This is a genomic window from Candidatus Tisiphia endosymbiont of Thecophora atra (genome assembly GCF_964026395.1).
In the GTDB taxonomy this organism is placed as follows: Bacteria; Pseudomonadota; Alphaproteobacteria; order Rickettsiales; family Rickettsiaceae; genus Tisiphia.
Window position 1 is genome coordinate 35,431 of record NZ_OZ032145.1, and the last position, 12,404, is coordinate 47,834.

Sequence of the window (12,404 nt, forward strand, 5' to 3'; positions counted from 1 at the left end):
CCTAAATATCTATATGCTGTTTCTCATAACTCTCATGTCGCTCTTGTGCTTCAATACACAAAGTTGCAACTGGTCTTGCTTCTAGACGTTTTAAGCCAATTGGCTCTCCAGTTTCTTCACAATAACCATATTCATTTTTTTCTATCCTTACCAAAGCTTCTTCGATTTTATCAAGAAGCTTACGATACCTATCTCTTGTCCTGAGTTCAATTGCTGTATCCGTTTCAATTGACGCACGATCATTTAAATCCGGCTCATTCCAATTTTCTTCCTTGAGATGGGTTAAGGTTTCTCGTGATTCCTCTAGTAAAGAACTTTTCCACTCAAGGAGTTTTTGTCTAAAATATTCTAACTGTTGAAGATTCATATATTCTTCATCATTGGAAGGTTTATACCCTTTTAGTAAAATAATTTTAGACATACAGGCTTCTCATATTCAAACATGGGATAATATAACCTATAATTAAAAAGCATGGCAAGAAGATTATAATACTTTCCCATTAGATTTTGATATTGGGTGAGCATTATTATAAATATTTTCCAAATGTTTTAGACTAATTTTAGTATAACGCTGAGTAGTTGACAAGCTTTTATGACCAAGTAATTCTTGAATAGACCTTAACTCTGCTCCATTCTCAAGCAAGTGCGTGGCGAAACTATGTCTAAAGGAATGAGCTGATAAATGTTCTGATAATCCATAGAAGCGGCGTAATTTTATCAGTTCACGATTAAATACTGGAGCTTGTAATTTCTTACCCATTTTACCTCGAAATATTGGATCTTTTTCATCTATACTATAAGGTAATTTACTCAAATATTGTTCTATTAAATCTCTAGCAACTGGCGTCCATGGTATTATCCGTTCTTTTTTACCCTTCCCTGTTATTTTTATAAAATCTAAGTTTCGTAGATGAGATGTAGTCATAGATAATGCTTCGGATATTCTAAGCCCAGCAGCATAAATAAGCACTAAAAGGGCTTTATTTCTTAACTCCACCCATTCTAAATCAGCAAAATCATCAATATGTTCAATGGATAATTGAGCATCTGACTGCGATAAAGATTTCGGTAATATTTTAGCTTTCCTAGGGTTTTTGACGGAGAAAATTGCATGGCAAGTGATATTAGCAGTCTTCTCTAGATATTTATAAAAATTCTTTATAGCAGACAAACTTCTAGAATTAGAAGCTGTTAGGTAATTATCTTGTTGCCTTTTAGAAAGCCAGCTTCGTACTAATCTTATGTCAACTTGCCTTATAGAATTAATAGTTATGATTTCAGAATTATAGAGAGTCATAAAATTCAGAAAATGTTCTAAATCATTCTTATAAGAAATTATGGTATGTTCTGAACAATTTTTTTGTAATTTCAGATATTTTTGCCATTTATCTATTAGCTCTAATACTTCTTGTGCTTTTTTCTGAATCATTGATCATTTACCTATACAAAAATTACTAAATATCTCTCCTAAAACTTCTTCAACACTAATCTTACCAGTAACATTACTTAAACTTCTGATAGCCATTCTAACATCTTCTGTGGCTAGCACTAAGTCATTTTCAATATTAAAATTTTCTAAATATTCCAACGCTTTTTCTATACAGGCTCGTTGACGTTGTCTAGTAATATGCGGCGATTCAGTTAAACCCGCTATATTATGAGCAATATTTTCGATTTCCTTTAATAAAATATCCAGTCCTATTTTTTCTTTTATAGATATCTTTAAATAATTTTTGTTGAATGGCCGCAATCTATCTTCCATGGTGTCATCCCTGCTTCCTTCAATGTCATTCCCGCGTATACGGGAGTCTAGATACCTGCTTTTGCAGGGATGACAATGCTCTAAATTTTTATCCAAAAGATCAATTTTATTGACCAGCATTATGCTATTATTATCTATTAAATCTATAATATCAGTCATCTCCTCAAAATATGAGGGTGAGTTGCTTAACTTTATAGCATCAAGCATAATTATTTTGATATCAGCCATTTTTGCTGACTCAATTGCACGTTTGATACCTTCTAGCTCTATTAGGTCATTACTAGACCTTATACCAGCCGTGTCTTGTAATATAATTGGGTATCCCCCGATATCTAGATGCCCCTCAATTATATCACGAGTTGTGCCTTCAATGTTTGATACAATAGCAACGTCTCTTTGCATCAAAAAATTAAGTAAACTAGATTTACCAACATTAGGAGTTCCTAAAATAGTCAATTTAATCCCAGTTCGTAGTAACTCCCCTCGTCTATTATCGTTAAGGTGTTTTATTATAGCATATTTAAGATCAGCACTAATAGTCATAACCCTATTTAATATTTCCTGTGGAATATCTTCATCAGGGAAATCGATATAAGCTTCAAGTAAGCCAATAATGGTAAGTAAAGTTTGTCTCCATCCATTATAAAGTTCTTCAAGTTCTCCACCAACTTGCTTAACCGCCTGCCTATGTTGCCAAACAGTTTCAGCTTCAATTAAATCGGCAATACCTTCTGCAGCAGTTAAATCAAATTTGCCATTTAAAAACGCCCTACGAGTAAATTCCCCAGGCTCTGCAATCCTTAAACCATCTATGGTTAACAATACTTCACTTAGCATTACGGCAATTGCTATGCTGCCATGTGTGTATATCTCCACTACATCTTCTCCAGTGAAGCTAGCTGGAGCTTGAAAATATGCTACAACTACATCATCAATTAATTCTTGATTCTTAGGATTTATGAGCTTTTTACAGTACATAATTCTCGGAACAAACTCTATATTATTATTCTTAAGCAGGTGTTTTAAGGCAAATAGGCTTTTAGATCCAGAGATACGAAAAACTGCAACACCAGCTTTCCCTGGTTTAGAGCTTTGAGCAAAAATAGTTTCCACGACAGTAGTGATCCTCTTGCTTAAGTAATTTATTTAATTATAATCAATACCAAGTAGGCAAAGATTAAACAACTTAAATTATGCACAAAGATGTCACCCCCGCGAAGGCGGGGGTCTAAAGAACTAACAAGGATAGGTACTTAAACATTTTTAGATTCCCGCTTTCGCGGGAATGACATCGAGTATACTGTGATATTATTCCTAATTTAAGCTATTAGACTTCCTGCAGAATTCGTTTTTGCTGATAATTTGTGCGTGATACCGGTACTCTGCTCCTCACGTACATTTGAGTACGCTGCGGGTCGAGATTCCGTGTCTCCTACAAATCCTTGCGCAAAAACGAATTCTGCAGGAAGTCTATTTAAATACTTGTTGCCTACTTGGTAATCTATTGAAACAATTATAAAGTTTGGTAACAACTATGACAATAGAAAAGACATCTTTAGCTTTAAGTAAGCTTACCTGTCAAGTGCCTAATTATAAATCAGAAATTTTATCACTGAGTACAGCAAAAAGTGGGAATCCACTTTATAGTACCCCTCTTTATAGTAAGTTTGTACAAAAATTTCTAGTTTATATCCCTGTAGACTATAGATTTAGAGATAGACAAGAATTATTTGGTGAGTTTATAAATAATGCCTTTCAGTTCTTTCAAGAAAAACAGCCTGATAAAAGAAAGTTGCAGATTGTCAGTACAGTAATTGAAAATGATCCTGCAATTAATATTCTGCTACTGAATGATAACAAATCATTTATAGTTGATTCGATCATTTGTTTATTAACAAGCCTAAATTTAAAAGTTAAATTTTTACTTCATCCTGTTATAGCTTGTGTAAGGAGCAATGATGGTCACTTACAAGAAATATTGGATATAAAGTTGGATAGAGAGGAATCTTTAGTCCATATCACTATTTTAGGGAGTTTTGATCAAAAAGATATTAGCTCTTTGGAAATAGCTTTAAATGAAGTGCTAGATCAGGTAGATACTACTTATAATGTATGGTCTAAAATCTTAAACAGAGTGACGTTAATTTCAAACGATATCCAAAATAATCAACAATTATATAATGACGATCATTTAGATTATCATGAATCTACAAATTTCTTAGATTGGTTAAAAGATGATAATTTTACTTTTCTAGGTATGATTAACTTTGATCTCACCTCTAAAGACTTCTCATCAGAAGATGGGGTCAAAAAGATATGGCAAGATAGTGGTGAGGTTATTGATATTATCGAACGCTCAGCAAATTCATTACATGAAAATAAACTAATTATTTTAGGTAAAATTAATATCTTATCAAAGGTACATAGAAGTAACTTAGTAGATTATATTTTAATTAAGAAAATTGATCAGGATAAAAAATATCACTCAGGTAGTATAATTTTTGGCTTATATAGCTCTGCAATATATTATCAATTAGTTACTGATATTCCTATACTGAGACAAAAACTAAAATTTGTTGTAGATAAAGCCGCTTTCCCGATCGGTGGATATAATACCAAGAAACTTAAAAATATAATTCAATCTCTGCCTAAAGAAGCTTTGATACAGATTGATGAAGGTGATTTATACTGTATGTGCTTACACGTACTCTCGGGGATAACGAGTAGAAAACTTAAATTATTTATTCAACAAGATTGGTCTGGTTCGTTTGTTAATATCATAATATTTCTACCAAGAGATCGTTTGACACTAGAAGTACATAGTAGCATAAATTATTATTTATCAAATATACTTAGTGGTCTGATACTTTCAGATTATACTGCAGAAGTGGTAGAAAATTTTTCATATTTATTTGTTACGTTGGAGGTACAGGGTAAAAAGAATATTGATTTTGATGTTGAACTAATAGAGCAAGAATTAGATAAACTCTCCACACGTTGGAGCGAAGATTTTTACCAAAAGTTATGTAAAAAATTTGGTGAATACCAAGGGGGAGTAAATTTTAAACTTTTTGACCCAATTTTTCCTATTGACTATAGAGAAAAATTTAATGGACAAACAGCTTTAATAGATATTGAGTATTTAAAAGAGGCTAGTATTTATCACAAACCAATATTTAATTTAATTGCTATAAATAGTAAAGAGTTCCAGCTAAAAATTTACAGCCCGACGCCTAAATTAGCTCTTTCAGACTTACTACCATCTATAGAAAATTTAGGATTCAAAGCTATAGATGAACAAAGCTTTGCCATAAAAGGAGCGGGAGATATAGTCAATTCAGGAGGATTTGGTGCTAGGAGCGATGGAGCGAAGCCTATAGATAATAGGCGAGCGACGAGTGACGACGTTACCAACTTCTCATCAATTGACTATATTGAAGAAAGTTGGATATATGAGTTTACTCTCGAAGCATTGATAACTATTGAAAGTGATATTGATTTACTTAAAGCAAACGTAGAAGAGGCTCTAGATAAGATATATCTTGGACTTTTAGCTAATGATTCTTTAAGCAAATTAATAGTATTATCGGGCTTTAATTGGTGGCAAGTTAAGTTGGTTAAAGCATTAACTAGATATTTACATCAAACTGGCTTTATTTATGGTAAAAGCTATGTTCAGTTGACCTTAATAAAGCATTTTTTATATACTAAAATGTTAGTTGATTTGTTTGATACTAAATTTAATCCAACAAATTTCTCAGATGCACGTTCAAAAACTATAAAAGATAGTATCTTTAACTATCTTAATACAATTACTAGCAGTAGTGAGGACAAGGTTCTAAGACAGATGTTTGATATTATTGAAGCTATTGTAAGAACTAACTGTTATCAGCCTAGCTCTAATGACTTGAAAAATGCAGCTAACAACCATAGTACAGTTAGTAAAAATTATTTTTCTTTTAAATTTGACTCGCAAAAAGTTCCTCACTTGCCTTTGCCAGTACCATTTGCCGAAATATTTGTTTACGATAATGATTTTGAAGCTATCCATTTACGAGGGGGTATCGTCGCTCGCGGAGGTATTAGATGGTCTGATAGAGGTGAGGATTATAGAGTAGAAGTATTAGGGCTAATGAAAGCACAAATGACCAAAAATTCAGTCATTGTCCCTGTTGGTTCAAAAGGTGGATTTTTCGTTAATTTCACTGATGATAATATGACTCGTCAAGACTATATGGACAAAGTGGTACAGTGTTACAAGAATTTTCTCCGTGGATTACTTGATATCACTGATAATATAGTTGATGGTAAAGTTATTCAGCCAAAAAATACTGTTATCTATGACCAAGAAGATCCCTATCTAGTGGTTGCAGCCGATAAAGGTACAGCAAGATTCTCGGATTATGCAAATAGTGTATCTGCTGAATATAATTTTTGGTTAGGTGATGCTTTTGCTTCCGGTGGATCAGCAGGTTATGATCATAAGAAAATGGCTATTACCTCAAAGGGAGCTTGGATTTCTGTAGCAAGCCATTTCCATGCTATGGATATTGATGTACAAAAAGACCCTATTACTGTTGTTGGTATTGGCGATATGTCGGGGGATGTTTTTGGTAATGGCATGCTTAGAGCCAATACCATAAAACTTGTTGCGGCATTTAATCATAAACATATATTTATTGATCCACAACCTGATCCAATTATTAGTTTCAATGAACGTATGCGACTATTCAATTTACCTACATCAAATTGGTCTGACTATAATCAACAATTAATTTCAAAAGGTGGTGGAGTTTTTGCACGAAGTAGTAAGTCTATCTCATTATCCTTAGAAGCCAAATTATTGCTAAAGATAGACATTAACGAATTATCTCCTGAATATCTGATTAGAGCTATCTTACAAGCAGAAGTTGATTTGCTTTGGAATGGAGGTATAGGAACCTATATAAAAGCTTCAACGGAAAGTCACCTAGAGATAGGCGATAAGGCCAATGACAATCTGAGAGTCAATGGTAAAGATATCAGAGCTAAAGTAATAGGAGAAGGTGGAAATATTGGCGTATCACAACAAGGTAGAATAGAGTATAGCAAGCTAGGTGGGAGAATAAATACTGATTTCATTGATAATTCAGCTGGCGTTGATTGTTCGGATCATGAGGTAAATATCAAAATTGCTCTTAATCAGGCTATGTCTTCTAAGAAAATTAGTTTAGAAGAACGTAATAAGTTTCTATTTACTATGACAAAACAAGTCGAAGAACTGATCCTAGTTGATAACTATAAGCAAAATCAGGCACTTGATATAATGCAATTATCTAGTACTTCAACTATCGGAGTATTTAGCCAATTTATTGATACTTTAGAAGAAGAAAAATTAATTAATAGAACTGTTGAGTTCTTACCAACTCAGGAAGAACTCAGTAAAAGGGCAGTTAATAAGGAAAGTATGAGTCGCCCCGAGCTTTGTGTATTACTTTCTTATAGTAAACGCTCAGTCTATCATGATTTAATAACAGCAACATTTTCAAAAGATAAGTATTTTGAATCTTATCTGATTAATTATTTTCCAAAACTAATGCAAGAAAAATTCCGTGAGGGAATTTTAGCTCATCCGCTTAAGCATGAAATTATTCGAACCGTTGTAACAAATAAAATTGTCAATCAATTAGGTGGGCCATCACTTAATCTTATAAAACGTGAAACTCAGGCTGATCTTTGTGATATAGTTCGTTCGTATACTATTATCTGTGAAATTTTTGATTTAGATAATCTATGGGCTATAGTAGAATCTCTAGCAAGTAATATAGATCATAAAGTTAAAATTGATATGTTCACTGAGCTTGCTAAAATTATGCGTAGAGGTATCTCTTGGTTTCTGAAGCACATAAAACATCCTATCAATATTAGCAATACCATTGATGAATTTTATGAACCAGCTAGAATGCTTAGTAAAGTGGTTGGTAATCTTCTTTTAGGAGAAGCAAAAAACAAATTCGATAATAAAGTTAAGCAATATACTTTATCAGGAGTGACAGATGAAATAGCTCACAGGATTGCGACTCTTGACAGCCTAGTGTCTGTCTTTGATATAATATATATTGCAAAAAAGACAAAAGCTAAAAATAATGATGTTGCTAATTTATATTTCACTACTGGTAATAAATTTAGTATTGATTGGCTTCGTAAATCTTGCGATAAACAACTAAACGACTCCTATTGGAACAGATTGTCAATTCAATCATTAAAAGATGACTTATATGATAAACAAAGGCAATTATTGACTAAAATAATTAACAACTCTAAATCAAATATTGATTTAGAATTATGGATTGATAATAATATAGATTCTGCATGTATTTTTTTAGATTTTGTAAAAGGAATTAGATTGCAAGAAACTATTGACTTAAATATTTTAATTTTAGCAAACAAGAAATTTGAAACTTTTTTGCGTAAGCTTGAGTAATGCGTTATGTCGTCATCCCTAAAACAAGCGAGAATAGAATCTGGTAAAACTCTTGAAGAAATATCTAGCTATTTGAAGATTAGGAAGCAATATTTGGTAGCTCTTGAAGAGGAGGATTTTAGTTCGATGCCAGCGGAAGTTTATGTAAAGGGTTATCTTAAATTATACTCAAACTATTTAGGGATAGTTTTAAATCTCAGTGAGAAAGACAAGCAGGAATCTTCAAAAGATATTGACCTCAGAAATAGGTCAGATACAATGATGTTTGACTATAAATGGAAAAAACAACTAATTATTATTTCTATTTTAATATTAATAATAATTCCAATAATTTATCACTTAATATTATCATCTGAATGAAAATAACTAATGATTTATTACTTAAGTTAATGCAAGAAGTGGACCAAGGTCTTGAAGGTCTCTTGTTAAATATCGCTAGGCAGCATGAAGAAATCAATAAACTGAAGGATGAAAATAAACAGCTCAGGGATAATTATGCAAAAATACTTGAGCAAATAACCGTATATATTGCTGAACTTGAAGCAATAAAACATAAAAATACATAAAATAAAGATGTCTATAGTAACAATACTACTTGGTAACAAAACTTTCCAGCTCGCATGTAGTGAAGGATCAAGAGAAGAATTATGCAATCTTGCAGCCAAATTGAATGAAAATATTGCTCAGATAAAAAAAGTTAACCCATCAGCATCATTTGAACTATTATTAGTTATGTCTGCATTGAGTTTACAGGAACAAGTACAAAACTTGACTAACACAATTGCTAAAATTGATGGTGCTAATATACCTCCCGAAGAAGAAAAATTTGCAGAAACGTTAAGTACTATAGCAGGATATTTAGAAGACCTTGCGAGAAAGATTGGAAAGTGATATTATATAATCCCGTGTATGAAACATCAATAGACCTATTTCGAAACTCGCTTATGCGCAAGGGTGTGAAGGAGACGCGGAATCTCGACCCGCAGCGTACTCTGATGTACGTGAGGAGCAGAGTACCGGTATCACGTACAAATCACTAGCAGAAGTAGAGTTTCAAAAGAGGTCTAATGTTTATAATGGGCTGCCTGGTTCGTGAGCTTAACGTATTGCCCCGGGACTATAATTTTTATTATTAGGAAACCGTCCCTGTCTGAATCTATTATACAGATATATGGATTCCACCTTACATACAGGTTCTTTGAGGATTTTAGGCAACGACCAAAGTGGTTCATTTTTTTAGGCAACTTTTGTGCTATATTACATAAACAAGATTTTTACTAATCATAGAGTGCAGTCTGCTTTATTAATGTTGGTGGGTTGTTCTACTGCTCTATTACTAGTGACTTATAATCCAAATGATCCTTCCTTTAATTCTGTCACAGACAAATATCCTAGCAATTTATTAGGTCATTTCGGTGCTTATTTGGCAGATATTTTTTACCAATTTTTTGGTATAGCGTCCTTTATTTTACCAATTTGTTGTATTTTTTGGTCTCTGAGTGTATGGCGTTTAAAGAAAAAATGGGCTACCGTCAGGATAATTGTGATGCTGCTGTCAATTATATCATTATCGATAGTCTGCACTAATATAAAAATTAATTATTTACCGGCAGGTGCAGGTGGGACAACAGGTACTATTATTTATCCAATAATCAAGCAATTGGACAGTAGAGCCGATTATGCTTTAATTATTACTACATTTATTTTATTATTTTTATTGACTGAAATAAAATTTTCAGTTTTTGGGATCGTTATAATTAAATTATTTAAACTAATACCTTATAAAAAATTTATACTTTTACCTACAATATCGACAAATACCAAGTCAACGAAACAAGTTTTGATAAAAAAGATACCTTTTATTAATCAAGAAGAAGCAACGTATGCTCATAAAATAGATGCATTACAAGAAAAAAATAATGACATACACTCCCATTTTTCAAAACAACAATCTCCATTCAAAAAAGAAAATGGCGAATTACCATACTTGCCCCCTATCGAATTATTAAAACAAGCTGACAACCAAAATATCAAAGTAGAAACTTCATCAGAACTACAACATAATGCCCAAGCATTATTAACTGTTCTAGGTGATTTTGGGGTTAAAGGTCAGGTCATTAATATTAGCCAAGGTCCAGTGGTAACGTTATATGAATTTGAGCCAGCTGCAGGTACTAAATCTTCTAGGATTATCGGTTTATCAGATGACATTGCTAGATCTTTATCGGCAATATCAACTAGGATAGCCGTAATACCGGGTAGAAACGTTTTAGGTATTGAATTACCAAATAAACAACGAGCATTCTTTTGTCTAAGAGAATTAATCGAAACACCGGAATATCAAGATAGCAGTATTATGCTACCATTGATTTTAGGAAAGGATCTAGCTGGTAAACCTTTTGTTGCAGATTTAGCAAAAATGCCCCATCTGTTAGTTGCTGGTACGACAGGTTCCGGTAAATCAGTGGCAATTAACGCTATGATAATTTCCCTACTTTACCGCTATACCCCGGAAGAATGCCGTTTAATAATGATCGATCCCAAAATGCTTGAATTATCTACCTATGATGGCATACCACATCTTCTAACTCCAGTGGTTACTGAGCCAAGCAAAGCAGTGGTAGCCCTCAAATGGGCGGTAAAAGAGATGGAAAATCGTTATAGGGCAATGTCAAATATTGGGGTAAGAAATATAGCAGGTTATAATGCTAAAATTTCAGAAGCTACATCGGCAGGTAAAATATTAGAACGTACTATTCAAACAGGATTTGATCCGGAAACTGGTAAGCCTATCTATGAAACAATTGAAATGAATATGGAGAAATTACCATTCATTGTAGTAATTGTTGATGAAATGGCTGATTTAATGTTGGTAGCTGGCAAAGACATTGAATTGTCAATACAGCGTCTAGCTCAAATGGCAAGAGCAGCAGGTATTCATATCATCATGGCAACTCAAAGACCTTCTGTTGATGTTATTACTGGGGTAATCAAAGCTAATTTCCCAAGTCGTATCAGTTTTAAAGTAACTTCTAAGATTGATAGTAGAACTATTCTTGGTGAACAAGGCTCTGAGCAGTTACTAGGTATGGGAGATATGCTTTATATGGGTAATTCTTCAAAGATTACTAGGGTGCATGGTCCATTTGTTGATGATAAAGAAGTAGAGAAGGTTACCCAATATTTAAGATCCACGGGAGTGCCTGAATATATTTCAGCAGTGACCCAACAACTAGATGATGAAGTAAATGGCGAAAGTCCAGGAGATGATTCAAGCAGTGATGAAACTTTATATAAAAGAGCAGTACAAATCGTACAATTAGAACGAAAAGTATCAATTAGCTATATACAAAGATGTTTACGAATTGGCTATAATAGAGCGGCTACTCTTGTTGAAAAAATGGAACAAAATGGGGTAATATCTCCTCCTAACCATACTGGTAAGAGAGAAATATTATTGCCAGAAAATTAAGTTCACTGCCATATATTATTTCCCCATAACATATCTAGAAACTCTCTTATAGGCCAAATAGTAATTTCTTTATTTTCTAATATGATTACACGTTTTGTTTTTTCTAAGCTAATAACATGTAATTTAAAATTATGTTCTTTTGCAAATTCTAAAAGTCCTTTTAAATGATTTTTTTGTATAGAAGAGGAAATTTTAACTTCAAATGCATTATCCTGTACGATAAAATCAACCTCGTAACCTTCTTTCGTACGCCAATAACATAACTGATCTCTTTTATCATTTAGATATTTATATGCTATAAATTCTAGAAACACATAATGCTCAAAAGCTTTACCAGCTTCAAATCCTATCATTTCTTGATACTCATATTTTCTTAAATAATTAACAAGAGCAGTATCAAAAAGATAGAATTTAGGTGTTTCTGTAATAATTTGTCGTTTAGTACGTGACCTATAAGGATATAAATGATACCCAAGATACATATCCTCTAATATTTCAAAATATGTTTTAACAGTTTTTGCATCTACTGCACAATCCCGAGCAATATTACTATAATTGATCATCTCACCATTAGAAATTCCTATAATTTCTAAGAATCTAGCAAAAGCCTCTCTTTTCCTCAGACTTGCCTCAAACTGGACTTCCGGTAAAATATAATCATATAAATACGAAGCTAAATATTTATGAATATTCTGCGAAGCTATATA

The 12,404-nt window shown here is 32.8% G+C and carries 9 protein-coding genes; 5 read left to right on the forward strand and 4 right to left on the reverse strand.

Annotation, left to right across the window (positions count from 1 at the left end; translation table 11 throughout):
• Nucleotide 1: 1 nt before the first annotated feature.
• The 3 genes from dksA to mnmE form a co-directional block, all read right to left on the reverse strand.
• Nucleotides 2-421 carry an RNA polymerase-binding protein DksA gene (dksA, locus tag AAGD45_RS00215; RefSeq protein ID WP_341761502.1) on the reverse strand — a complete coding sequence of 140 codons (420 nt, stop codon included), beginning with the start codon at nt 419-421 and terminating at the stop codon, nt 2-4.
• A gap of 63 nt (nt 422-484) precedes the next feature.
• Entirely contained in the window at nt 485-1,429 is a 945-nt protein-coding gene (locus tag AAGD45_RS00220; protein ID WP_341761503.1) for a tyrosine recombinase XerC, read from the reverse strand.
• Between the two features lie 3 nt (nt 1,430-1,432).
• A complete protein-coding gene (gene mnmE / locus AAGD45_RS00225) occupies nt 1,433-2,875 on the reverse strand; it encodes a tRNA uridine-5-carboxymethylaminomethyl(34) synthesis GTPase MnmE (protein WP_341761504.1) in 1,443 nt (480 codons plus the stop codon).
• Nucleotides 2,876-3,296: 421 nt separating this feature from the next.
• On the opposite strand from mnmE, the gene AAGD45_RS00230 reads away from it, so the two are divergent.
• The 5 genes from AAGD45_RS00230 (at nt 3,297) to AAGD45_RS00255 (ending at nt 11,697) form a co-directional block, all read left to right on the forward strand.
• Nucleotides 3,297-8,225: an NAD-glutamate dehydrogenase gene (locus tag AAGD45_RS00230; RefSeq protein ID WP_341761505.1), complete on the forward strand. Its 4,929-nt coding sequence runs from the start codon at nt 3,297-3,299 to the stop codon at nt 8,223-8,225.
• 6 nt (nt 8,226-8,231) lie between these two features.
• Nucleotides 8,232-8,585, forward strand: coding sequence for a helix-turn-helix domain-containing protein (locus tag AAGD45_RS00235; protein WP_341761506.1), 354 nt, complete (start codon nt 8,232-8,234; stop codon nt 8,583-8,585).
• Entirely contained in the window at nt 8,582-8,791 is a 210-nt protein-coding gene (locus AAGD45_RS00240; protein ID WP_341761507.1) for a hypothetical protein, read from the forward strand. The genes AAGD45_RS00235 and AAGD45_RS00240 overlap by 4 nt, the downstream gene beginning before the upstream one ends.
• A 7-nt stretch (nt 8,792-8,798) precedes the next feature.
• Nucleotides 8,799-9,116 (forward strand): cell division protein ZapA, encoded by a 318-nt coding sequence (locus tag AAGD45_RS00245; protein WP_341761508.1) that lies wholly within the window; start codon nt 8,799-8,801, stop codon nt 9,114-9,116.
• 358 nt (nt 9,117-9,474) lie between these two features.
• Nucleotides 9,475-11,697: a DNA translocase FtsK gene (locus tag AAGD45_RS00255; RefSeq protein ID WP_341761509.1), complete on the forward strand. Its 2,223-nt coding sequence runs from the start codon at nt 9,475-9,477 to the stop codon at nt 11,695-11,697.
• 2 nt (nt 11,698-11,699) lie between these two features.
• Here AAGD45_RS00255 and AAGD45_RS00260 read toward each other — a convergent pair whose 3' ends face one another.
• Nucleotides 11,700-12,275, reverse strand: coding sequence for an ATP-binding protein (locus AAGD45_RS00260; protein WP_375331535.1), 576 nt, complete (start codon nt 12,273-12,275; stop codon nt 11,700-11,702).
• Between the last annotated feature and the right edge of the window lie 129 nt (nt 12,276-12,404).

Excerpts from the sequence above, each read along its gene's own strand:
- AAGD45_RS00220 (WP_341761503.1), bottom strand. The coding sequence starts at position 1,429 with ATGATTCAGAAAAAAGCACAAGAAGTATTAGAGCTAATAGATAAATGG.
- AAGD45_RS00240 (WP_341761507.1), top strand. The coding sequence starts at position 8,582 with ATGAAAATAACTAATGATTTATTACTTAAGTTAATGCAAGAAGTGGAC.
- AAGD45_RS00245 (WP_341761508.1), top strand. The coding sequence starts at position 8,799 with ATGTCTATAGTAACAATACTACTTGGTAACAAAACTTTCCAGCTCGCA.
- AAGD45_RS00235 (WP_341761506.1), top strand. The coding sequence starts at position 8,232 with ATGTCGTCATCCCTAAAACAAGCGAGAATAGAATCTGGTAAAACTCTT.
- AAGD45_RS00230 (WP_341761505.1), top strand. The coding sequence starts at position 3,297 with ATGACAATAGAAAAGACATCTTTAGCTTTAAGTAAGCTTACCTGTCAA.
- dksA (WP_341761502.1), bottom strand. The coding sequence starts at position 421 with ATGTCTAAAATTATTTTACTAAAAGGGTATAAACCTTCCAATGATGAA.